The organism is Caulobacter sp. AVps16 (assembly GCF_058681455.1).
Map to the genome: position 1 here is coordinate 488,597 of NZ_CM178739.1, position 20,172 is coordinate 508,768.

At 65.7% G+C, this 20,172-nt stretch carries 19 protein-coding genes and 1 pseudogene; 9 read left to right on the plus strand and 11 right to left on the minus strand.

Features of this window, described 5'->3' with window-relative positions:
• The first annotated feature begins 145 nt into the window (after positions 1-145).
• The 3 genes from ACW17U_RS02380 to ACW17U_RS02390 all read left to right on the plus strand — a co-directional run bounded on the left by ACW17U_RS02380 (position 146) and on the right by ACW17U_RS02390 (position 2,648).
• Positions 146-1,765 carry an NAD(P)/FAD-dependent oxidoreductase gene (locus ACW17U_RS02380; protein ID WP_492054701.1) on the plus strand — a complete coding sequence of 540 codons (1,620 nt, stop codon included), beginning with the start codon at positions 146-148 and terminating at the stop codon, positions 1,763-1,765.
• A gap of 266 nt (positions 1,766-2,031) precedes the next feature.
• On the plus strand, positions 2,032-2,433 hold the full coding sequence (locus ACW17U_RS02385) for a hypothetical protein (protein ID WP_492054702.1): 402 nt from the start codon (positions 2,032-2,034) through the stop codon (positions 2,431-2,433).
• A complete protein-coding gene (locus ACW17U_RS02390; RefSeq protein WP_492054703.1) occupies positions 2,430-2,648 on the plus strand; it encodes a helix-turn-helix transcriptional regulator in 219 nt (72 codons plus the stop codon). The genes ACW17U_RS02385 and ACW17U_RS02390 overlap by 4 nt, the downstream gene beginning before the upstream one ends.
• Before the next feature lie 236 nt (positions 2,649-2,884).
• On the opposite strand, the gene ACW17U_RS02395 is transcribed toward ACW17U_RS02390, so the two are convergent.
• Positions 2,885-3,091, minus strand: a complete 207-nt coding sequence (locus ACW17U_RS02395) for a cold-shock protein (RefSeq protein WP_062148808.1) — start codon at positions 3,089-3,091, stop codon at positions 2,885-2,887.
• A 331-nt stretch (positions 3,092-3,422) separates the two neighbouring features.
• Here ACW17U_RS02395 and ACW17U_RS02400 point away from each other — a divergent pair, with 331 nt between their 5' ends.
• Entirely contained in the window at positions 3,423-3,590 is a 168-nt protein-coding gene (locus tag ACW17U_RS02400) for a hypothetical protein (protein WP_492054704.1), read from the plus strand.
• Positions 3,591-3,594: 4 nt separating this feature from the next.
• Here the strand turns inward: ACW17U_RS02400 and pgsA are convergent, their stop codons facing one another.
• The gene (pgsA, locus tag ACW17U_RS02405) at positions 3,595-4,212 is read right to left on the minus strand and encodes a CDP-diacylglycerol--glycerol-3-phosphate 3-phosphatidyltransferase (RefSeq protein WP_062148806.1); all 618 of its coding nucleotides are present in this window, start codon (positions 4,210-4,212) and stop codon (positions 3,595-3,597) included.
• A 224-nt stretch (positions 4,213-4,436) separates the two neighbouring features.
• On the opposite strand from pgsA, the gene ACW17U_RS02410 reads away from it, so the two are divergent.
• Both ACW17U_RS02410 and ACW17U_RS02415 read left to right on the plus strand, forming a co-directional pair.
• Positions 4,437-6,044, plus strand: coding sequence for a sensor histidine kinase (locus tag ACW17U_RS02410; protein ID WP_492054705.1), 1,608 nt, complete (start codon positions 4,437-4,439; stop codon positions 6,042-6,044).
• Positions 6,026-6,937 (plus strand): kinase, encoded by a 912-nt coding sequence (locus tag ACW17U_RS02415; RefSeq protein WP_492054707.1) that lies wholly within the window; start codon positions 6,026-6,028, stop codon positions 6,935-6,937. The genes ACW17U_RS02410 and ACW17U_RS02415 overlap by 19 nt, the downstream gene beginning before the upstream one ends.
• 23 nt (positions 6,938-6,960) lie before the next feature.
• On the opposite strand, the gene uvrC is transcribed toward ACW17U_RS02415, so the two are convergent.
• The 3 genes from uvrC to ACW17U_RS02430 are packed head-to-tail and all read right to left on the minus strand — an operon-like array spanning position 6,961 to position 9,496.
• Positions 6,961-8,871, minus strand: a complete 1,911-nt coding sequence (gene uvrC, locus ACW17U_RS02420) for an excinuclease ABC subunit UvrC (RefSeq protein ID WP_492054708.1) — start codon at positions 8,869-8,871, stop codon at positions 6,961-6,963.
• Between the two features lie 19 nt (positions 8,872-8,890).
• Positions 8,891-9,172: a type II toxin-antitoxin system RelE/ParE family toxin gene (locus ACW17U_RS02425; RefSeq protein ID WP_492054709.1), complete on the minus strand. Its 282-nt coding sequence runs from the start codon at positions 9,170-9,172 to the stop codon at positions 8,891-8,893.
• A gap of 3 nt (positions 9,173-9,175) precedes the next feature.
• Positions 9,176-9,496, minus strand: a complete 321-nt coding sequence (locus tag ACW17U_RS02430; protein WP_492054710.1) for a hypothetical protein — start codon at positions 9,494-9,496, stop codon at positions 9,176-9,178.
• A 61-nt stretch (positions 9,497-9,557) separates the two neighbouring features.
• Here ACW17U_RS02430 and ACW17U_RS02435 point away from each other — a divergent pair, with 61 nt between their 5' ends.
• Positions 9,558-10,178, plus strand: a complete 621-nt coding sequence (locus ACW17U_RS02435) for a TIGR02466 family protein (protein WP_062151691.1) — start codon at positions 9,558-9,560, stop codon at positions 10,176-10,178.
• Positions 10,179-10,203: 25 nt separating this feature from the next.
• On the opposite strand, the gene ACW17U_RS02440 is transcribed toward ACW17U_RS02435, so the two are convergent.
• The 3 genes and pseudogenes from ACW17U_RS02440 to ACW17U_RS02450 all read right to left on the minus strand — a co-directional run bounded on the left by ACW17U_RS02440 (position 10,204) and on the right by ACW17U_RS02450 (position 13,551).
• On the minus strand, positions 10,204-11,040 hold the full coding sequence (locus ACW17U_RS02440; RefSeq protein WP_062148792.1) for an SDR family NAD(P)-dependent oxidoreductase: 837 nt from the start codon (positions 11,038-11,040) through the stop codon (positions 10,204-10,206).
• Positions 11,041-11,167: 127 nt separating this feature from the next.
• A pseudogene (locus ACW17U_RS02445) lies at positions 11,168-11,864 on the minus strand (DUF998 domain-containing protein).
• A gap of 19 nt (positions 11,865-11,883) precedes the next feature.
• Entirely contained in the window at positions 11,884-13,551 is a 1,668-nt protein-coding gene (locus tag ACW17U_RS02450) for a M20/M25/M40 family metallo-hydrolase (RefSeq protein ID WP_492054711.1), read from the minus strand.
• 215 nt (positions 13,552-13,766) lie between these two features.
• On the opposite strand from ACW17U_RS02450, the gene ACW17U_RS02455 reads away from it, so the two are divergent.
• A complete protein-coding gene (locus ACW17U_RS02455; protein WP_492054712.1) occupies positions 13,767-13,988 on the plus strand; it encodes a flagellar basal body rod C-terminal domain-containing protein in 222 nt (73 codons plus the stop codon).
• A 220-nt stretch (positions 13,989-14,208) separates the two neighbouring features.
• Here the strand turns inward: ACW17U_RS02455 and rpoD are convergent, their stop codons facing one another.
• On the minus strand, positions 14,209-16,167 hold the full coding sequence (rpoD, locus tag ACW17U_RS02460; RefSeq protein ID WP_062148781.1) for an RNA polymerase sigma factor RpoD: 1,959 nt from the start codon (positions 16,165-16,167) through the stop codon (positions 14,209-14,211).
• A gap of 608 nt (positions 16,168-16,775) precedes the next feature.
• Here rpoD and ACW17U_RS02465 point away from each other — a divergent pair.
• Positions 16,776-17,060 (plus strand): GIY-YIG nuclease family protein, encoded by a 285-nt coding sequence (locus ACW17U_RS02465; protein WP_166504257.1) that lies wholly within the window; start codon positions 16,776-16,778, stop codon positions 17,058-17,060.
• A gap of 140 nt (positions 17,061-17,200) precedes the next feature.
• Here ACW17U_RS02465 and dnaG read toward each other — a convergent pair whose 3' ends face one another.
• Both dnaG and ACW17U_RS02475 read right to left on the minus strand, forming a co-directional pair.
• The gene (gene dnaG, locus ACW17U_RS02470) at positions 17,201-19,090 is read right to left on the minus strand and encodes a DNA primase (protein WP_492054713.1); all 1,890 of its coding nucleotides are present in this window, start codon (positions 19,088-19,090) and stop codon (positions 17,201-17,203) included.
• A gap of 56 nt (positions 19,091-19,146) precedes the next feature.
• Complete coding sequence (locus ACW17U_RS02475; RefSeq protein ID WP_492054714.1) at positions 19,147-20,127, minus strand: NAD(P)-dependent alcohol dehydrogenase; 981 nt, start codon at positions 20,125-20,127, stop codon at positions 19,147-19,149.
• Positions 20,128-20,172 lie beyond the last annotated feature (45 nt).

Here is a 20,172-nt window from a genome sequence, read left to right on the forward strand (position 1 = left end):
TGCCGACCATCTTGCAGGTTAAGTCGCCCGTTTAGAGACGGACTCGGACGCGCGCAACCCTTGATCCAGAGAGCAGGGTTACCTCAGGAACCCGACTAGCGGCGTGATTCTGGCGTGCGGCCCGTCTTCCCGCTAAACCCTCGCCATGTTGCGCATTTCCGAACTGAAGCTGCCGCTCGGCCATCCGCCGGAGGCCATGGCACCCGCGATCCTCCAGCGTTTGGGTTTGCAGGCCGATGACCTGCTGTCCTGGACCGTCGCGCGCCGGGCCCATGACGCCCGCCGCAAGGCTGCGATCCTGATGGTCTATTCCGTCGATGTGACCGTGCGTGACGAGGCCGACGTGCTGACCCGCTTCGCCGGCGACACCCATGTCCGCCCGGCCCCCGACACCGAATATCGCCTCAAGGCCCGCGCGCCGGAGCCCCTGAATGCGCTGCGTCCCGTGGTCATCGGTGCAGGCCCCTGCGGCCTGTTTGCCGGGCTGATCCTGGCCCAGATGGGCTTCAAGCCGATCATTCTGGACCGCGGCAAGGTGGTGCGCGAGCGGACCAAGGACACCTGGGGCCTTTGGCGGCGGTCCGAACTGAATCCGGAATCCAATGTCCAGTTCGGCGAGGGCGGGGCTGGCACCTTTTCGGACGGAAAGCTCTACAGCCAGATCAAGGATCCCCGCCATCTGGGCCGCAAGGTGCTGGAGGAGTTCGTCAAGGCCGGCGCCCCACCCGAGATCCTGACCGAGGCCCACCCCCACATCGGCACCTTCCGGCTGGTGACCATGGTGGAATCGATGCGCGAGACCATCGAGGCCCTGGGCGGCGAATATCGCTGGCAGCATCGGGTCGACGCGCTCGACATCGCGGTCGGTCCCGACGGCCAACGCAAGGTGAAGGGCCTAAGGCTCTCGACCGGCGACTATCTGGCGGCCGACCGTGTGGTGCTGGCCGTCGGCCACAGTGCCCGTGACACCTTCCAGAGGCTGTACGACCAGGGCGTCCATATCGAGGCCAAGCCGTTCTCGGTCGGGGTGCGGATCGAGCATCCGCAGTCGTGGATGGACCGGGCGCGGTTTGGCACCCATGCCGGCCATCCCGACCTCGGTGCCGCCGACTACAGCCTGTCGCATCACTGCAGCAACGGCCGCACGGTCTACAGCTTCTGCATGTGCCCCGGTGGCACGGTGGTGGCGGCGACCTCGGAGCCCGGCCGGGTCGTGACAAACGGCATGAGCCAGTATTCGCGCAACGAGCGGAACGCCAATTCCGGCTTCGTGGTCGGCATCGACCCCGAGCGCGACTATCCGGGCCACCCGCTGGCCGGCATCGAATTCCAGCGCAAGTGGGAGAGCCTGGCCTATGTGGCCGGCGGCTCGACCTATGCCGCCCCCGCCCAGAAGGTCGGCGACTTCCTGGCCGGCCGCCCCTCGACCGATCTGGGCGAGGTGGCCCCGTCCTACAAGCCGGGCATCACCATGACCGACCTGTCGGCCTGCCTGCCGGCCTTTGCGGTCGAGGCCATGCGTGAAGCCCTGCCGGTCTTTGGTCGCCAGATCGCCGGCTATGACCACCCCGATGTGCTGCTGACCGGGGTCGAGACCCGCACCTCCTCACCGATCCGGATCACGCGCGGCAAGGACTTCCAGAGCCTCAACACGGCGGGACTGTTCCCGGCCGGTGAAGGGGCGGGCTATGCGGGCGGCATCCTCTCGGCGGCCGTCGACGGCATCAAGGTGGCCGAGGCGGTTGCGGCGGACTATCTCGCCTAGGCGACAGCGGGTGGCGGTCGAGGCCATCCGCGCGGTCGCATCCGACCACCTTGCAGGCCATGTCATCCCTTCAGAGCCGGTGTCGGCTCGGGGCAATCCCCATCTCTATCCCTAGGGCGGTGAGCCGCGATACTCGGCACGGATGCCGAAAGGACCAGGCATAGAGTTCGTCAAACTTGACTCAATGTAAGTTATATCTAACATTGAGTCTGGATTTATGGACATGAAGGGGTTCAACCGTGCCGCACAGAGAGAAGCTTGCCTGGATGACGCTGCTGCTGATCGCAGTGACCTACGGGCCCTATTTCGCCCATGTGGTGATATCGCCGCCGGCACCCGGCGTTCTGCCGAACCTGCCGCAGTTGTGGTTGCTGGCGCTGGCGGCGGGCGGCAACGGCGTGCTGCACATTCTTGGCCGGATCGCCTTGCGGGTCGGCGCACCGGACGACGCTCGCGCGCCAGCCGACGAGCGCGACCGCGACATCCAGCGCCGCTCCAGCATGGTGGCCTACTATGTGATGATGGTCGGCATGATGCTGGTCGGGATGGTCATGCCGTTCACGACGAGCGGCTGGGAGCTCGTCAATGCCGGCCTGCTGGCGATCGTGCTCGCCGAGATCACCCAGAACGGCCTGGCGGCCTGGGCCTATCGCCGGAGCGCGGCATGAGCAGCGGGATGATCGTCAACCAGATCCGCACCCTGCGTTTTCTGGCCGGTGAGATGTCTCAGGCCGAACTCGGAAAGCGGATCGGACTGACCCGTCAGACCGTTGCGGCCATTGAAGCCGGCAAGTACTCGCCGACGCTCGAGGCGGCCTTCAGGATCGCCGAGGTTTTCGGCAAGCCGCTTGAAGAGGTGTTTCAGTGGTCCAGTCAGGGCTAAGGCGTCGCGCGGAACCGTGGACGCCAGGTTGGCCCAAAGGCGACTGAAAAACAGAATGCCAGGATGGGGTGCCCGCCCTACCTGGGGTCGCCTCACAGTCCCTTGGTCGGTTCCGTCGGCGCAGGCCGCGCTGTTGCCGAATACAATGGGCCCCTAAACGCAAATAGGCCGGCGCAAGCGCCGGCCTATAGGAAGCTTTCGAGAGGTGCCGGCGTACCGGCACCTTTCTGACTGGATTAAGCTTGCAGCTGGCCAGCGGACATCTTGCCGCTGCGCTTGTCTTGTTCCAGTTCGTAGGTGATCTTCTGGCCCTCATTGAGGGTGCGAAGGCCGGCGCGTTCAACGGCCGAGATGTGCACAAAAACGTCCGAGCCGCCGTCATCCGGTTGGATGAAGCCGAAGCCCTTGGTGCCGTTGAACCACTTAACGGTGCCGGTAGCCATGGTGTGTTAGTCCTTTGGATAGTAGTCGCCGCCGGAAGCGTTCCGTTCGGCGATCAAATTTCGTTGGGGATCGGTAGGCGCGTCCGGCGCTTCCTCGAAGGAAGCATGGAATAGCAGGCCGAACGCAGCGAATTCGATAATCCTATGATGGGGGCATAAGTGCGCGCCAGCAAGGAGAATCTGGGATTGTGCTTTTCGCCGCCCGGATGAGTGCTCGGCAAGCCCGTGACGAAACCGGTGAAACTGTCCTGCTCTGATGAGCCTTACCCGCCTTGCCAATATCGCAAATGATAGTCATTCTCAACTTAGATCCAAAGCCCTGGAGTCGAGAATGGTCCTTCAATCCGCAGGCCCCAATGTCCTGGTCTTGATGATGTGCGTCGACAGAGCGCTGCGCTGCGAGGCGATCGGCAATTGCGATTGGCTGCTCTACGGGCCGACAGATCCCGACATCATCGCCGATGTCAGGGATAGGTCTGATCTTCTCGCAGCGGAATAGTGTTCTAGGTCAGCGCCTTGCGGGCCGCTTCCCAGTATTGGGCACCGGTGATCAGGGTGATGACCGCCGCCAGCCAAAGCAGGCCATGGATGGCCACAGTGGCAGGACCGACGACGTCCGGGGTGTCAGGCAGGCCGAACGCCGCCCACGAGGCCAGGACCATTTCCGCGCCGATGGCCACCAGTTGCAGTGTGGTCTTCCATTTGGCCAGCACGGTGACGGGCAGCTTGATACCCTTGCCGGCCCCGACCTCGCGCAGGGCGCTGACAGCGAACTCGCGGAACAGGATCAGGCCGGCCGGCAGGACGATCATCGGGTTGGGGCCCAGGGCCATCAGCCCCAGCAGAGCGCCGCAGACCAGAATCTTGTCGCCGATGGGATCGAGGATCGCGCCCCAGACCGTCACGGCGTCGAACTTGCGGGCCAGCCAGCCATCGAAGAAGTCGGTGACGGCGGCAACAACGAAGGCCCAGAAGGCCCAGCGTTCCAGGCGGAACTGGTCCTCGCCGGTCAGGCGCTCGCTCAGCCAGGGCACGGCACCGGCGGCGGTGGCCAGGGCCACGAACATGAACAGCGCCAGGACGAGGCGCGAAGCGGTCAGGATGTTCGGCAGATTCTTCATGATGCGTTTCTAACGCGGGAAACCGTCAGAGGGCTACGGCTTCGCTCGAAGGACCTGACCGGTGGGGACGATTTTCGCGCCACCGATCGGCCGAGATTGGCTATAGTGGTACCAGGATCGCAATCGGTTCCTGACAGTAGCGGCGCCGCAATCGCATGAGACGGCTGGGCCGGTATGGCGAGAGGGTTAAGGCGGGCGTGGACTCGGTTCGCGGACGCCTTGTCTTGCTTACCGTCAGTCTGTTGATCCCGGCCCTGCTCAGCATGGGTTTCCTGCTCTCCAGCGTCGATCGTCAGGGCCGCGCCCAACTGAACGCGCAGATGCTCACCACGGCGCGGGCCCTGTCCGGGGCCATAGACCGTCAGGCCGCCGTCGGCGTGGCGGTCGTCGAGACCCTGGCCACGGATCAGGCGCTGCTGGCTGGTGACTGGGCGCGATTCCACGCCCGGGCGCTCCGCGTCACGGACCGGCGAGCGGGCTGGGTCGTTGTGGCAGACCTGACTGGACAGCAGATCCTCAACACCCGGATAGCCTATGGTGTGGCCCTGCCGCGCTCGCCCCGGATTCCGGAGCTGGACCGGGCCCTTCAGGCTGGTCGCAGCCAGGTCTCCGACCTGCGGATGGGCGTGGTCTCCCGGCGATATGCGATCACGGCGGGGACGCCGGTCACGGTCAAGGGCAAGGCCTATGTTGTGGCCTATGTTGTCGAGGCCGCGTCTTTCCTCTCGGTCTTCCGGGAGCAGCGGGTGCCCGACGGCTGGGTGGCTGCGGTTCTCGACAACAACAACAAGATCATTGCCCGCTCCAGGCTGCATGAGAAGTGGGTCGGCCACAGCGCGACACCGGATATGGCCGACCGGATCACTCGCGCCCCTGAAGGGGTAAGCCACAGTACGTCCCTGGACGGCATCCCGACCGTGGTCGCCTACAGTCGCTCACCCCAGACGGGCTGGACGCTTCTCGTCGCCATTCCGCGTGCCGATCTGGCGAGGACTGTGACCCGTTCGGTCGCCCTGACCACCGGCGTCTTTATCCTGCTGCTGGTCCTGGGGGTGGGGCTGGCCCTGTTCTTCTCGCGCCGCATCAATCGTGAGGTCGGGGGCCTCGTGGAGGCGGCGCACGCGATCGGTCAGGGGCAGCCGATCAGGGCCCCCTCGGCGTTCAGCCTGGAAGAGATCGGAGCCATCCATGCGGCCCTGAGCGAAGCCTCGCGCGAATTGCAGATCCGCGAAGAGCGCCAGAAGGTCATGATCAACGAACTGAACCACCGGGTGAAGAACACCCTGGCCACGGTTCAGGCCCTGGCCCGGCAGACCTTCGGCAAGATGGAGGGCGCGCCGGTCGAGCTCTTCACCGAGCGGCTGATCGCCCTGTCGGCGGCCCACGATCTTCTGACCCGGGGTGGGTGGAGCAAGGCCGAACTGGACGAACTCCTGCGCGCCTGCACCCGCGCCCATGGCGACCGGGTCGTGCTGACGGGGCCGCCTGTGTCTCTGGATCCGCATTCCGCCGTGTCGCTGTCGATGGTGTTCCACGAACTGGCCACCAACAGCGCGAAATATGGTGCCCTGTCCGTTCCGACGGCTCAGGTGGGGATCGACTGGAAGATTGATCCGACGACGCGGGCCCTGACCCTTCGCTGGACGGAAACGGGCGGCCCGCCGGTAACGCCGCCGAGCAAGCCGGGCTTCGGCACGCGTCTGATCGACATCTCGATCCGGAGAGAGCTGAAAGGCTCGGCGGCGTTCGACTTTCAGCCCGAGGGCCTCGTGTTCGAGGCGACCCTACCGCCGCCGCCCGAGGACGCCCCGAGATGGTCCAACCGGTTCTGAGCGCGATGAGCGATCCCAGTGAGGTCGCCGCCTTCATGGCGCAGGCAGGATTGCCGCCGCGCTTTGCCGGTCTGGCCGCCCGGCTCCACGTCCCGCTTGCGGCGCGGATCGCCCAGGCCGCTGCCGGGCGTGATGCACCGCTGCTGGTCGGCCTCTGTGCCCCGCAGGGGGCGGGCAAGTCGACCCTGACGTCACTGGTCACCCGGCTGTTGCGGCACCGGGGCCTGCAGACCGCCAATCTGTCGCTGGACGACCTCTATCTGACCCATGTCGAGCGTCTGGGTCTGGGCCGGACAGTCCATCCCCTGCTGCGGACGCGCGGGGTACCCGGGACCCACGACATCGCGCTGGGCCTGGAGGTGTTGGAGGCACTTGCCCGTCCCGGCCGTGTGCTGCTGCCCCGTTTCGACAAGGCTGCCGATGACCGGGCACCGGTCGCGGACTTCGAGCCCTTCGAGGGTCCGGCCCAGGTGATCCTGCTGGAAGGCTGGTGCGTGGGGGGACAGGCCCAGCCCGAGGCGGCCCTCGACGAACCGGTCAATGCGCTCGAGCATGACGAGGACGCTGCGGGCGTCTGGCGAGGCTTTGCCAATGCCGCCCTGGCGGGGCCCTATCGCGTCCTGTTTGACCGCATCGATCTTCTGGTGGTGATGACCGCCCCCGATTTTGCCACCGTGCGCGCCTGGCGGGGCCAGCAGGAGCAGCGCCTGCGCCAGGACCTGGCCGCCCGGGGGCGCGACCTTGCCCTTGCGATGGATGAAAAGGCGCTGGATCGCTTCGTCGCCCACTACCAGCGTCTGACCGAGTGGATCGCCCGCGATCTGCCGCCCCGCGCCGACATCGCCATTCGCCTGGACGCGGATCGAGAACCGGTCGAAATGCGCGGGCTCTAGTTTTTCGAGGCCGGCGGCGGGCTTCAGCTCTTGCGGAAGAAGGCGTGGATGCGCTCGGCCAGGGCCTGGCTGACGCCCTCGACCTTCAGGAGATCCTCAACCCCGGCGCGGCCGACGCCCTTGGCCGAGCCGAAGGCGTGCAGCAGGGCCTTCTTGCGACCGGGACCCACGCCTTCGATCTCGTCGAGCGGGTTCTTCTTCAGGTCCATGCTGCGCCGCGTGCGGTGGGCCCCGATGGCGAAGCGGTGGGCCTCGTCGCGCAGGCGCTGCAGGTAGTAGAGCACCGGCGACTTGGGCTCGAGCATGAACGGCGTCTTGTCGGGCATGAAGAACCGTTCCAGGCCGGCATCCCGGTCGGGACCCTTGGCGACGCCGACCACGGCGATGTCGTCGACGCCCAACTCGGCCATGATCTCCAGAGCCGCATCCAGCTGGCCCTTGCCACCGTCGACCAGGACGAGGTCGGGGCGATTGTCGCTTTGACCCTCTTCCTCCTCCTTGACCAGGCGGGCGAAGCGGCGCTTCAGCACCTCCTTCATCATGCCGTAGTCGTCGCCGGGGGTGAGCTCGGTGCTCTTGATGTTGAACTTGCGGTACTGGCCCTTCATGAAGCCGTCCGGCCCGGCCACGATCATGCCGCCGACGGCGTTGGTGCCCTGGATGTGGCTGTTGTCATAGACCTCGATCCGCTCGGGCGGGGCGTCCAGACCAAAGGCCTCGCCGACCCCCGCCAGCAGCTTGGTCTGGGCCGAGCCCTCGGCCATTTTCCGGCCCAGGGCTTCGCGGGCATTGGTCAGGGCGTGCTGAACCAGATCGGCCTTTTCGCCCCGCCTGGGGATGCTGATCTCGACCTTGCGGCCGCTCTTCAGGGCAAAGGCCTCGGCCAGCAGGGCACTGTCCGCCGGCTCGATATTGGCCAGGATCAGGCGCGGGATCGGCTTGTCGTCATAGAACTGGCCCAGGAACGCGGTCATGGCCTGGGCCTCCTCGCTGACCCCTTCTTCTTCCGCCGCGCCGGTGATGCGGGGGAAATAGGCCCGGTTGCCCCAGTTCTGGCCGGCCCGGAAGAAGAACACCTGCACACAGGCCTGACCGCCCTCGACGTGCAGGGCTACGACGTCGGCCTCCTCCACGGTCTCGGGGTTGATCTGGCTGGCCTGGGCCACGGCCGACAGGGCGCGGATGCGGTCCCGCAGGCGGGCGGCGCGCTCGAACTCCAGGTCCTCGGCGGCAGCTTCCATCTCGGCGGCCATGGTGGCCATCACCGCGCGGGACTTGCCGCGCAGGAAGGCCTCGGCCTGGTCGACCAGGGCCTGATAGTCGGGGAGGCTGACCAGCCCGGTGCACGGCGCGGCGCAGCGTTTGATCTGGTACAGCATGCAGGGCCGGTCGCGGCTCTCATAGACGCTGTCACTGCACGAGCGCAGCAGGAAGGCCTTCTGCAGGGTGTTGAGCGTGCTGTTCACGGCCCCCGCGCTGGCGAACGGGCCGAAATAGTCGCCCTTGATCGCGTGGGCCCCGCGGTGCTTGCGAAGTTGCGGCGCGTCATGATCGCGGCGGATCATGATCTCGGGAAAGCTCTTGTCGTCGCGCAGCAGCACATTGAAGCGGGGCTTCAGCGACTTGATCAGATTGATCTCGAGCAGCAGGGCATCGGCTTCGGTGCGGGTGGTGACGAACACCATGGCCCGCGTCGCTTCGACCATGTGGGCGATGCGGTTGGTATGAAAACGACCCTGGGCGTACTGGATCACCCGCTTCTTGAGGCTCTTGGCCTTGCCGACATAGAGGACCTCGTCGCCTTCGCCGATCATCCGGTAGACGCCCGGTGCATCAGGCAGGCGCGCGGCCTCGTCCTTGATCAGGGCGGCACCGCTCAGGGCGTTGGTGTCTTCGGCGCTGGGAGAGGGGGTGTCGTCGTTCACGACGGACATATAGGCGAGTCTGGCACGATCAGCGATCCTCGCGACTGTGGAACGCGCGCGCGATCACGACCGTAAGATCCCTGACACGATACTGGATGACATGCTGGTTCGAATGAAACGCGATGTAGAGCTCGCGATAGCGACCGCTCCGACTCAAGGGTGCGCGTTCGGGATAGTCGATGAGCGTGGCTGCGGCGTCGGCGAGTTTCGCACCGAGATCGAGACCGTAAGGTGCGCCGTGTTCGAAAAGCCAGTCTTCCAGGCGGTCGACATCGGCCATGGCGGCCGGTGAGACGATCACGCGATACATGGATCAGCGGCGCTGCCCAAGGTTGCGGAGGCGTTCCTGAAAGACCTCGAACGGAACTCCGCCAGTCCGCTCGGCCTCATCACAGATGCGGTCGATCTGGTCATCATAGGCTTCTGAGCCTTCGTTGAAGGCACCAATGCGCTCGATGAGACCCGGCGCTCCGCTCCAGAGAGTCTCGTTATCCTCGAGGCCTGGCTCTTCGACGGCGTGGCTGAGGATTGCGAGCACATGGTCCTCAACGGTCTGTCCTGCCGCCTCGGCACGGGCACGGATCCGCTCGGCGAGCGCCGCGTCGATCTTCAGGGTCAGTCCGTCGTCGGCCATGTTCCCATGATGTTCCATTGATGGTTTGTCGTCAACGCGCCGCGCCTGTATGACCCGCCCCATGACCACACGCCCGCTCTTCGTCACCCCGCTCTATCAAGCCAGCCTCGCCGGGGAGAAGGACTTCGAGACCTTCATCGACGACCTGCATGATGCCTGCATCGCGGTGGCGGAGGAGGACGAGGCGGGTCAGGCCTGGGCCGAGAAGAAGGCCTATCTGGGCTATACCTCCTACGCCTCCCTGGACGACCTGCCGCAGCGTGACAGCCTGTTTGCCGATCTGAAGAAGAAGCTCGACAAGCATGTCGCAGTCTTCGCCAAGGAGCTTTGCTTCGACCTTGCCGGCGGCAAGCTGGTGATGGACAGTTTCTGGATCAACATCCTGGATCCTGGCGGCCAGCATACCGGCCACATCCACCCGCACAGCGTCATCTCGGGTACGGTCTATGTCACCATCCCGCAGGGGGCCTCGGCCCTCAAGTTCGAGGATCCGCGTCTACCGATGATGATGGCCGCCCCGACGCGTCAGTCCGATGCCCCGGAAACCCTGCAGCCCTTCGTCTATGTTCAGCCAGAGCCGGGCACGATCCTGCTGTGGGAGAGCTGGCTGCGCCATGAGGTCACGCCCAACCAGGCCGACGAGCAGCGCATCAGCATCAGCTTCAACTACGCCTGGCGGTAGGCTTCCCGACCGGATCCCTGAGCCTTCAGCTGGCCGCGGGGTCTTTGCGGATCTTCCGGAAGTTGGCGATTTCGCCCTTGCCCATGCTGTCCCAGAGGGCCGGCAGGAAGCGATGGATGAAGGCCAGAACGCCGACATAGCCGGGGAAGGCGATGACCATCTTGCGCTTGGCGACGCCGGTCAGGATGATAGTCGCCGCACGGTCCACCGGCACCATGGCGACTGGAATATTGGCGAGGACATCGGCCGGAGCCGCGTTGACGCAGTGGATGTTGTCGACCAGCGGGGTCTTGATGAAGCCCGGGCAGGCGACGGTGACATGGATGCCAAAGGCCCGGGCCTCGGTAGCCAGCGCGTGGGATAGACCGAAAACCGCGAACTTCGAGGCCACATAGGGGCTGTTCACCGGCCCGGGGGCCATGCCGAAGCCCGAGGCCACATTCACGATATGCCCGAAGCCCTGCTTGATCATCAGGGGATAGGCGTAGTGAATCCCGTAGATCTCGCCCATCAGATTGATGTCGATGACCCGCCGCCAGTGATCCAGGCTCAGGTCGCGGATCTCGCCGAACACGGCAATTCCGGCATTGTTGAACAGGTAGTCGATGCGGCCGAACTCTTCCGCCGTGCCTTCGATCAGCTGGCGGACAGATTCACTTTGGGTCACGTCGGTGCGGACCGGCCTGGCCGTGACGCCCAGCTGGCTCATGCGGTGAGCCAGTTCCTCGGCGGCCGGGAAATTGATGTCCGCAATGATCAGGGTGGCCCCGGCTTCGGCCAGTTGCGCGCTCAGCGCCCGGCCCAGGCCCGAAGCGGCGCCCGTGACGATGCAGACCTTGTCTTTGAAGGGGTTTTTGGCCATGGCCCTGTCGTTCCGCTGGAGGCTTGTACGACCATGCGGTGGTCGCAGGTTCACGATCTGGAACAACCTAGAGACGTTTTGCCCTAGGGTAAAGTACCGTTCCTGCCGATCCGGGACGGGCTTACGCCTAGGCCGAAGCCGCCTCGATCTGGCTGGCCAGTCGTCCGCGCCAGCCGCGCTCCAGGGTCCAGGCCGCGATGCCCAGCCATAGCAGGCCCAGGAAGGCATGGCCGCGCTGCCAGTAGCCGACGTCATAGCCTGTCCGCACATTCCACACGCCGGTCAGCAGGGCGAAGACCAGCAACAGACCGAAGAACCAGCCCAGCGAGAATTGGGCCAGGCGTTTGTGCTCGGGGACGCCCCAAAGGGCCCAGGCGGTGAACAGCGGCGCGAACTGGATGGCGAGGCCCACACCGCAGGCGCGGTGCATTTCATCGGGCCAGTGGAACAGACCGGCGAAGATCGCGCCCAGGCCGGTCAGGGCGACCCAAAGGCCGGTAAAGGCCGAGACCACCCGTCGGCCGCCGGCGTGCTCGAGGGCATGGGTGAAGCCGGCCCCGGCCAGCAGACCGGCGCTTCCGGCCAGCACCATGCCGAGATTGAACACCAGGGGGGCCGGGGCTGCGGGGCCGCCCAGCTCGCTGATGAACTGGGCACCGGGATCGAAGCCCGGAAACAGCTTCTGGGCCAGCCAGACGTCGGCGACCATCATTATCGGCGTGAACACACCGATCTTCAGGAAAACGCCAGTACGGGCAGACACAGGACGGCGAACCTCGAAAAGGATGGGGCGGCAGAATCTCTTCCGCCGCCCCTGGGGTCAATGGCGCTTTTCGCCGTTGGCTATTTCGCCGCCGAAGGGTGGCCGGCCGGCGCGAACTGCGAGCCGAAGAAGTCACCCTTCTTCCACACCGGACGGTCCTTGGCGTCGGCCAGCTCGCGGGCGATCTCGTAATTGACCAGGGCGAACTTGGCGGCGGCCTGATAGTCGATCGGCAGGTTCAGATCGTCGCTGGGCTTGTGATAGTGGGTGGCCAAAAAGTCCCTGAAGCCCTTCTCGCCGCCGTTCTGGAACCCGGTCATCAGGAACACCGACGGGATGCCCTGCTCGACGAAGCGATAGTGGTCGCTGCGGGTGAACAGGCCTTCTTCCGGCATTGGGTCGCCGGACAGCGCGATACCGACGCGGCCGGCGGCCTTGGCCACGGCCGGGCCCAGGGTCGAACGGTCGGCACCGAAGGCGATCACGTCAGTGAACGGATAGAGCAGGACCGGCATGTCCAGGTTCACATTGGCCACGATCTCGGCCTTGGGCACGGTCGGATTGTTGGCGAAGTATTCGGAGCCGATCAGACCCTTTTCTTCGGCCGTCACCGCGACCAGCAGGATGGTGCGCTTGGGCTTGGTCTTGGCATTCTTGAAGCCGCGGGCGACTTCCAGAAGGGTGGCGATGCCCGAGGCATTGTCCAGGGCGCCGTTATTGATCTTGTCTGGTCCCTTGCCGTGGTCGTTTACCCCGGTGTGGTCCAGGTGGGCGCTGAGGACGATGGTCTGGGCCTTGAGCGTGGGGTCGGACCCCTCGATCACCCCGACTACATTGCTGCTCTCGCGCTTTTCGATTTCGCTCTTCAGCGACACCGAAGCCTTGAAGGGCAGGTCAAAGCCCTTGATCACGCCGTCCGGCGTTTCGGCGGCGGCGAGCACAGCGTCCAGGGCGGTCGGCGCACCGGCGAACAGCTTGGCGGCACCTTTCAGCCCGATCGATGCCAGGGACGGCGCAGAGACGCCGCGCACGTAACCCACGTCCTGGGCGTTGCGCCAGGTCATCCGCCATTCACGATAGCCCGCCACGCCGCGTTCGAACGGGCGGCGCTTTTCCGAGCTGGTGGTGGCCATGGTGATCACGCCCACGGCCCCATGCTTGGCGGCCTCGAGGCGCTTGACGGTTCCATTGCCGTAGTGGGCCCGTTCCTCGGTCTGGAAGCTTGTCGGCGCGCCGGTCAGCAGGACGACGATCTTGCCCTTCACATCCAGGCCGGCATAGTCATCGCGGCCCTTCTCCGGGGCCACCACGCCATAGCCGACAAAGACCAGCGGCGCGCTGACCGAGACCTCGGTCGCCTGGGCCTGGGGGCTGGGCAGATAGTCCTCACCGAACTTCAGGGCGCTATCCTGGCCGTCGGCCCCCTTCAGGCTGAAGCTGCCTTCCGAGGCGTTCTTGAAGGCCAGCAGCGGCACGCGCTGCAGATAGGAGCCATTGGCGGCACCGGGCTTGACGCCGAGCAGGGCATATTGCGCCGCGACATAGTTGGCCGCGATATCATAGCCACGGGTACCGGCCTCGCGGCCTTCCATCGCATCATCGGCGAGGAAGGTCATATGGGCGCGGATCGCCTCGGGCGACGGCGTAAAGCTGGACGCGGGCGTCTTGGCCTTGGGCGCGGCCAGGACGGGTTGGGCGACCATAAGCAGGGCGGCGCTGACGAGGGCGGCGCGGCGCGAAAAGGACATCAGTCAGGCTCCTGGGCGGGCCAGGCCCGCGAAAGGCGGGAACCTTGGCCAGACTGTGGCGGCTTGTCGAGATTGAGCGACCTGAAGGTTTTGTAATCTTTGCCCGTGCCGGGTCCTCTGCCGGCGGGCATGGCTGATGCGGCGTTCACCCTTCTTTTGCGCGAGGGCTTAACCCCGGCGTGGGAAAACCAGTGGGACGCAGAGGAAGCCCCGCCATGCAGGCCACCGCCATCGCCGCCGCCGGCATGACCGCCGCCGCCAACCGCCTGACCGCCAGCGCCGAACGCACGGCGACCTGGAGCGCGCGTGACAGCGACACGGATCTGGTCAAGGAGGCCGTTGAGCAGATCTCCGCAAAGGCTGATTTCAAGGCCAATGTCGCGGTGTTCAAGACCGCCGACGCCATGACAGGTGCCCTGCTGGACCTTAAGATCTAGCGCGCCGTCTACTGGGCGCTGCCGCTTCGCCCCCAAGCGGCCGCGCCCGGATTACCGCTCCCCGGGTTTCCCCCAAACTTACCCGGGGAGCGGGTTGATCCCAGATCATCGCCTTGCGAAGCCACTGAAACTCAAGTCGGCAACTGCCTTTGCAGCCCAAAGAAAAACGCCCCGGTCTTTCGACCGGGGCGTTTCGCTTTTGTGCGGGTTGTCGCGGCGTTTAGCTGTCCAGGAAGCTGCGCAGCTTGCGGCTCCGCGAGGGGTGCTTGAGCTTGCGCAGGGCCTTGGCCTCGATCTGGCGGATGCGTTCGCGGGTGACCGAGAACTGCTGGCCGACTTCTTCCAGGGTGTGGTCGGTGTTCATGCCGATGCCAAAGCGCATGCGCAGCACGCGCTCTTCACGCGGGGTCAGCGAGGCCAGAACACGGGTGGTGGTTTCCCGCAGGTTGGACTGGATGGCCGCGTCGATCGGCAGGATGGCGTTCTTGTCTTCGATGAAGTCGCCCAGGTGGCTGTCTTCCTCGTCACCGATCGGGGTTTCGAGCGAGATCGGTTCCTTGGCGATCTTCAGGACCTTGCGGACCTTTTCCAGCGGCATGGCCAGCTTTTCGGCCAGTTCTTCCGGGGTCGGTTCGCGGCCGATCTCGTGCAGCATCTGACGGCTGGTGCGGACGATCTTGTTGATCGTCTCGATCATGTGGACCGGGATGCGGATGGTCCGCGCCTGGTCGGCGATCGAGCGGGTGATGGCCTGACGGATCCACCAGGTGGCATAGGTCGAGAACTTGTAGCCGCGGCGATATTCGAACTTATCCACAGCCTTCATCAGGCCGATATTGCCCTCCTGGATCAGGTCCAGGAACTGCAGGCCGCGATTGGTGTATTTCTTGGCGATGGAGATCACGAGGCGGAGATTGGCCTCGACCATTTCCTTCTTGGCCTGACGGGCCTCGCGCTCGCCCTTCTGCACGGTCTGGACGATGCGGCGATAGTCGTCGATTGGCACGCCGGTCTCGGTGGCCAGGGCCGCGATCTCGCTGCGGATGTCGGTGACCGAGGTGGCATCGTTCTCGACGAACTTGGTCCAGCGCACGCCCATGGCCTTGACCTGGTCGCTCCAGGTCGGGTTCAGCTCCGAGCCGAAATAGGCCTTCAGAAACTCGCTGCGGCTGATGCCATAGCTGTCGGCCAGGCGCAGGAGGCGGCCTTCCAGACCGATCAGGCGCTTGTTGATCGCATAGAGCTGCTCGACCAGGGCCTCGATGCGGTTGTTGTTCAGCTTCAGAGTCTTGAGGTGCAGGATGATGGTCTGGGACAGGGCCTCATAGGCCTTGCGGTCATTGTCGCTGAGGTCCTCGCCGCGCAGGCGGCTGCCGACCAGCTTGTCCTGCAGCTTGCGGAAGGTTTCGAACTCGCTGGCGATCGCGTCCAGGATGGTCATCACGCCTTCGCGCAGTTCGCCTTCCATGGCGCTGACCGTGGGACCGGCACCGTCGTCGAAATCGTCCTCGTCGTCGCCGTCGCCTTCCGGCTTGGGCGCGCCGCCTTCGTCGTCGACCGGCTCGGCGGGTTCGGCATCGCCATCATCGGTCGCCGGCTGGGCGGCGACACCATTGATGGCGGCATAGGTGCCTTCCAGGTCGATCACTTCGCGCAGCAGGATGCGGCCCGTGCCCAGTTCCTCGCGCCAGACCATGATGGCTTCGAAGGTCAGGGCGCTCTCGCACAGACCGCGGATCATGGTGTCGCGACCGGCCTCGATGCGCTTGGCGATGGCGATTTCGCCTTCGCGCGACAGCAGTTCGACCGAACCCATTTCGCGCAGATACATCCGCACGGGGTCGTCGGTGCGGTCATAGGCCGACGGCTTGTCGGAGGTGATGACCTGCTGGTTGTCCTCGCGGGCGACGACTTCGCCGCCCTCATTGGTCTCGGCGTCTTCTTCGGCCTCGACGACATTGACGCCCATCTCGCTGAGCATGGCCAGGGTGTCTTCGATGGCGTCCGGGCTGACCTCTTCAGAGGGCAGAACCTTGTTCAGCTCTTCCATCGTCACGAAGCCGCGGGCTTTCGCCTGCTTGATGAACTTCTTTACGCCGGCATCGGTCAGGTCGAGGAGGGGGCCGTCACCACCGGTGGATTCAGGCGCTTCCGTCTCGGCCGAGGAATTGTTGCTCATCAAGCTCTCCGCAGTCAGCGCGACCTCCCCCGCGAGAGGCGCGCCGAAAAAATTCTAGATCCGAAAGGGTCCTGCCCGCCTGGGCCGCGCCGTCCGTTTCGTCTTTTCCCAAAAAAATCTCGGCCACAAAGTGTCGCATGCCGCCAGCACTGAACGTCCGCCACGAACTATCGCTCCGCGAGAAAGCTCTCGGCAGAGACGGCGGTATCTTCAGCGCGGCCTTGTGCGTTACGACCTTGTGAGTCCGCGACCACTGGGATCCAACGTCGGCGGCGAGGGTGACATCCTGTTTCGGTAAGGGCGCGCGCGATGTGACGGCGGCCCGCTCGATGTCAATCAGCTGCTTGGCAAATCCTTGAGTCGGCAAATGGCGGGGCGAGGGGGCGGTGTCAAGGGGTAGTGGTTATCTCTGGTTCGCTACTTCCGCCGTCCCCGGCGAAGGCCGGGGCCCAGATCGAACCCGAGGAGGTTGTCGATTTCGCTAGGGCGGAAGGCGGATCATCCCCAGACGCTCAGGTTGAATCTGGGCCCCGGCCTTCGCCGGGGAAAACGGATTTATAATGCTCCATAGGTTGAATTCTAAGAAAGACTCTCGTTAAACTTTGCCCATGGCCTTCCATGTCTACATCATGGCCAGCCGGCGCAACGGCACGCTCTATATCGGCCATACCGACGACCTCGCGCGGCGGGTGTTCGAGCATCAGTCGAGAGAGCGTGGCTTCACCGCAAAGTACGGCTGCACGATGCTGGTCTGGTGCGAACTCCATGAGACGCGGGAGAGCGCCCAGATCCGCGAACGGCAAATGAAGGAATGGCGGCGGGTGTGGAAGCTGCGGCTGATCGAGGAGAGTAATCCCGACTGGCGGGATCTGGCGCAAGACTTTCTGGGCTAACCCAACCTCCGATTTTCTCGGCGAAGGCCGGGACCCAGATTCAGCCTGAGCGGCTGGGGATGATGCGCCTACTGCCTTAGCCTGATCGACAACCACCCTGGGTTCGATCTGGGCCCCGGCCTTCGCCGGGGAGAGCGGATTTAACTCTCCCCGCGCCAGAACTCCAGATTGCTGATCCGGCGCTGGAGCACCGTGATGCGGGTGCGCAGGTCGCGGGTGGCGGTCAGGGTGCCGGCGGTGACCGGTTCGTGCCGCAGGGCTTCGAGGGCCTGTTCGGCATTGGCGACCTCGATCACCGCTTCATAACAGGCCGACCAAAGGGCCCTGGCCTGGTGTGGCTCCATGCCGGACTTGAGGAAGGGGGCGTCGGCCTGGGCCACGCGTTCGACCTCGGCGATCTGCGGACCCAGGCCCTTGCGCGCCAGGATGTCGCGGAACGGGGCGTCGTCGTGCATGTCGTCGACCAGGGCCTCGAACAGTTCGCGGGCCAGGGGGCGCAGGCGCGGATCGCCAAAGCCTACCCGCTCGATGGCCTCGTCATAGGGCCGGGCCCAGCCCGGATGGTCGATGGCCGCCAGGGCGATTGCGGCGTGGAAGGGATTGATCCGCTCGCCGATCTGGGCCCGGGCCACGCCGCGGATGCCGGGATCGGGCGGCAGGCGCTTGCCGTCCTTCCACTGGCCGCGGGGCACAAAGGGACGCCCCCCGCCATAGCCGCCATCATTGGGCGTGAAGGCCGCGCGCGGGAACAGGGCATCCAGCCGGCCCAGCAGATCGTCCCTATAGGCCTGGGCCAGATCCTTGTCGGCGATGGTTGCAGCCGCGGTCCGCAGGCGCTGCTTCAGGCCCGCCTTGCGCTCGGGCGTGTCGAGCGGCTCCAGATCGCGTTCGCGGCTGAACAGCTGCTCGACAAAGGGCGTAGTTGCGGCCAGCTGAGACCTGAGCGCCGCAGGGCCCTGCTCGCGCAGGACATCGTCGGGATCCTTGCCGCCGGTCACCAGCGAGAAGCGGAACGAGCGGCCGGGCTTCAGCAGGGGCAGGGCGCGGTCCATGGCCCGGCTGGCGGCCCGCTGGCCGGCCTTGTCGCCGTCAAAACACAGGGTGGGCTCGGGATGCAGGCGCCACAGCACCTCCATCTGCTCCTCGGTCATGGCCGTGCCCATGGCCGCCACCGCCGCCACGCCGGCCCTCTGGCAGGCGATGACGTCCATATAGCCCTCGACCACCACCAGCGGATTGTTGTCGGTGGGGGCGGCGGCCTGGGCGGCGTGCAGGATCTTGCGGGCTTCATAGAGCCCGTACAGCAGCCGGCCCTTGTGGAAGAGGCTGGTCTCGGGACCGTTCAGATACTTGGCCCGGGCTGCGGGATCCATGGCCCGGCCGCCGAACGACACGACCTTGCCGCGCGTGTCGGTGATCGGAAAGATGATCCGGTCGCGGAAGCGGTCATAGGACGCGCCGCCGTCTTCCGGCGCGATCAGCACCCCGGCCTCGACCAGATCGCCCGGCTGGGCCCCCTTGGCGATCAGATAGTCCTTCAGGCCAGTGCGATTGTTGGGCGCAAAGCCGATGTGGAAGCGGCTCCACTCGCCTTCAGGCAGGCCCCGGCGTTCCAGATAGGCGCGGGCGGCCTGGCCGACGGGGCGGCGCAGCTCGGCCTCGAACCAGGTAGCGGCCAGCGCCATCCAGTCGCCCAGGCCCTGGCGCTTGCGGTCGTCCTGGGCAGCGCGGGCATCGGGCTCGGGCAGGGCCATGCCGGCTTCCGAGGCCAGACGCTCGATGGCCTCGCTGAAGGTCAGGCGTTCGGTTTCCTGCAGGAAACTGATGATGTCGCCGTGCTTGCCGCTGGAGAAGCAGTGATAAAAACCCTTGTCGTCATTGACGAAGAACGAGGGGCTCTTCTCCTTGGTGAAGGGCGACAGACCCGCATATTCGCGCCCCTGCCGCCGCAGCTTCACCGACTTTCCGATCACGTCGGAGGGGCGAAGGCGGGACTTCAGTTCTTCAAGGAAGCGGTCGTCGAAGCGCATGGCGAGTGGGCTGTACCATAGGCCATGGCCGCACGTGGCGCATCATGCGATCGCGCTCAGCTGGGGTCGATGCTGAGCACCACGCTGCCGCGCTTGTGGCCCTGCTCCACACAGGCATGGGCTTCAGCGGCGTGCTCCAGCGGATAGACCCTGTCGATGACGGGTTTCAACTCGCCCGCCTGGGCCAGGTGGGCCAGCAGCTCCAGGTCCTGCAGCGTGACCTTGGGAACCCCGCCGATCTGGCTCAAACCGCTGGACCGCGACGGGCCGTCCAGGCCCAGGGCCTGACCGAGGCTGCCCTGAACGACCAGAAGCCGGCCGCCAGGCCGCAGCAGGTGGCCGCAGCGGGCGAAGGGGGCGGTGCCCGTCGTGTCCAGGATGATGTCATAGGTGCGGCCCGAGGCGGCGAAATCCCGCGTCTGGTAGTCGATTGCCGTCTCGGCTCCGAGGTTGCGGACCAGGCCCTCATTGGCGGCGCTGCAGACCGCCGTGACCCCGGCTCCGAAGTGGCGGGCAAGCTGGACGGCCGCTGAGCCGACACAGCCTGAAGCCCCGACGACCAGCACCTGCTCGCCTCGCTTCAGCTTTCCCATGTCGCGCAGGAAGCCCAGGGCGGTAGTCCCGCCGAAACAGAGGGCGGCGGCGGTCTCAAAGTCGAGATTGGCGGGCTTGTGACTGATCAGGTCATGTTCCCGCAGCACCCGGAACTCCGCATGACAGCCGAAGCGGGCCCCGGTGAAGGCAAAGACCAGATCCCCAGCCCGGAACCGCGTCACCGCCTTGCCGGTGGCGACGACCTGGCCGGCCAATTCGGTGCCCAGGATCGGGTTGCGCGGGGCGATCAGACCAAACACCGGACGGGCCAGGGCCTGGAACCCCGGCGGCATGGCCAGGCTGCGGGCCCGCCAGTCGGCCGAGCTGACGGTTGTTGCCCGGATGCGGACCAGGACCTCGTGGTCACGCGGTGTCGGCATCGGCACCTCGCCGAGGCGGACCACGGCGGGCGGTCCATAGGTGCGGCAAAGGGCGGCTTTCATGGGGTGAGGTCCTGTCGGTCGGGGTACCGGCAGGTTTTAGGCCCT

Coding starts and splice junctions, on each gene's coding strand:
- ACW17U_RS02380 (WP_492054701.1), top strand. CDS start 146: ATGTTGCGCATTTCCGAACTGAAGCTGCCGCTCGGCCATCCGCCGGAG.
- ACW17U_RS02385 (WP_492054702.1), top strand. CDS start 2,032: ATGACGCTGCTGCTGATCGCAGTGACCTACGGGCCCTATTTCGCCCAT.
- ACW17U_RS02390 (WP_492054703.1), top strand. CDS start 2,430: ATGAGCAGCGGGATGATCGTCAACCAGATCCGCACCCTGCGTTTTCTG.
- ACW17U_RS02395 (WP_062148808.1), bottom strand. CDS start 3,091: ATGGCTACCGGCACCGTTAAGTGGTTCAACGGCACCAAGGGCTTCGGC.
- ACW17U_RS02400 (WP_492054704.1), top strand. CDS start 3,423: ATGGTCCTTCAATCCGCAGGCCCCAATGTCCTGGTCTTGATGATGTGC.
- pgsA (WP_062148806.1), bottom strand. CDS start 4,212: ATGAAGAATCTGCCGAACATCCTGACCGCTTCGCGCCTCGTCCTGGCG.
- ACW17U_RS02415 (WP_492054707.1), top strand. CDS start 6,026: ATGGTCCAACCGGTTCTGAGCGCGATGAGCGATCCCAGTGAGGTCGCC.
- uvrC (WP_492054708.1), bottom strand. CDS start 8,871: ATGTCCGTCGTGAACGACGACACCCCCTCTCCCAGCGCCGAAGACACC.
- ACW17U_RS02425 (WP_492054709.1), bottom strand. CDS start 9,172: ATGTATCGCGTGATCGTCTCACCGGCCGCCATGGCCGATGTCGACCGC.
- ACW17U_RS02430 (WP_492054710.1), bottom strand. CDS start 9,496: ATGGCCGACGACGGACTGACCCTGAAGATCGACGCGGCGCTCGCCGAG.
- ACW17U_RS02435 (WP_062151691.1), top strand. CDS start 9,558: ATGACCACACGCCCGCTCTTCGTCACCCCGCTCTATCAAGCCAGCCTC.
- ACW17U_RS02440 (WP_062148792.1), bottom strand. CDS start 11,040: ATGGCCAAAAACCCCTTCAAAGACAAGGTCTGCATCGTCACGGGCGCC.
- ACW17U_RS02450 (WP_492054711.1), bottom strand. CDS start 13,551: ATGTCCTTTTCGCGCCGCGCCGCCCTCGTCAGCGCCGCCCTGCTTATG.
- ACW17U_RS02455 (WP_492054712.1), top strand. CDS start 13,767: ATGCAGGCCACCGCCATCGCCGCCGCCGGCATGACCGCCGCCGCCAAC.
- rpoD (WP_062148781.1), bottom strand. CDS start 16,167: ATGAGCAACAATTCCTCGGCCGAGACGGAAGCGCCTGAATCCACCGGT.
- ACW17U_RS02465 (WP_166504257.1), top strand. CDS start 16,776: ATGGCCTTCCATGTCTACATCATGGCCAGCCGGCGCAACGGCACGCTC.
- dnaG (WP_492054713.1), bottom strand. CDS start 19,090: ATGCGCTTCGACGACCGCTTCCTTGAAGAACTGAAGTCCCGCCTTCGC.
- ACW17U_RS02475 (WP_492054714.1), bottom strand. CDS start 20,127: ATGAAAGCCGCCCTTTGCCGCACCTATGGACCGCCCGCCGTGGTCCGC.